The following is an 886-nucleotide window of genomic DNA, read 5'->3' on the forward strand; positions in this document are numbered from 1 at the left end:
AAGCCGCTGATCCCGATGCGGCACACGCTCTCGGAGCTGACCGGGCCGGTCTATGGTCATGAGACCGTGCGCGCGCACGACAACGACCTCACCATCCAGGCCAGGGGCGAGCCGCTCGGCGAGCGCATCATCGTGCACGGCTATGTGCTCGACGAGGACGGCCGCGGCGTGCCAAACACCTTGGTCGAGCTGTGGCAGGCCAATGCCTGCGGCCGCTACATTCATGTCGTCGATCAGCACCCGGCGCCGCTCGATCCCAACTTCACGGGTGCCGGCCGCACCCAGAGCGATGCCAAGGGCTATTACAAGTTCATCACCATCAAGCCCGGCGCCTATCCCTGGGGCAATCACCATAACGCCTGGCGGCCCGCGCATATCCACTTCTCGGTGTTCGGCCACGCGTTCGTCTCGCGGCTGGTGACCCAGATGTACTTCCCGGGCGATCCGCTGTTCCCGTTCGATCCGATCTTCAACTCGGTGACGGACGAGAAGGCGCGGGCGCGGATGATCTCGTCGTTCGATCTCGAGAACACCAAGCCGGAATGGGCGCTGTGCTACCGCTTCGATATCGTGCTGCGCGGGCAGAGTGCCACGCCGATGGAGACCAAGTAACGTGTCGAACCCGCGTCCTGATGGAATCACGCCTTCGCAGACCGTCGGCCCCTATTTCAAGTATGGCCTGACGCCGAACGGCGAATATGAATGGAACGACGCTTTTACCAACAACCTTCTGACGCCTGACGTCTCGGGTGAGCGCATCCGCGTCGAGGGCAAGGTCTATGACGGCGACGGCGCCGTGATCCCGGACTGCATGCTGGAGATCTGGCAGGCCGATAGCCAGGGCCGCTTCTCCGATCCGCAGGATGCGCGCGCGCTGCCCAATTCG

At 63.7% G+C, this 886-nt stretch carries 1 protein-coding gene and 1 pseudogene; both read left to right on the forward strand.

The window, feature by feature from the left end:
• On the forward strand, positions 1-612 hold a 612-nt coding region (pcaH, locus tag Q2M23_RS43660; RefSeq protein WP_316399533.1), incomplete at its 5' end, for a protocatechuate 3,4-dioxygenase subunit beta.
• Position 613: 1 nt separating this feature from the next.
• A pseudogene (locus Q2M23_RS43665) lies at positions 614-886 on the forward strand (protocatechuate 3,4-dioxygenase subunit alpha); the annotation flags it as partial.

Origin of the sequence: Bradyrhizobium sp. 33ap4, from assembly GCF_032654765.1 — a bacterium.
Taxonomy (GTDB): domain Bacteria; phylum Pseudomonadota; class Alphaproteobacteria; order Rhizobiales; family Xanthobacteraceae; genus Bradyrhizobium; species Bradyrhizobium australafricanum.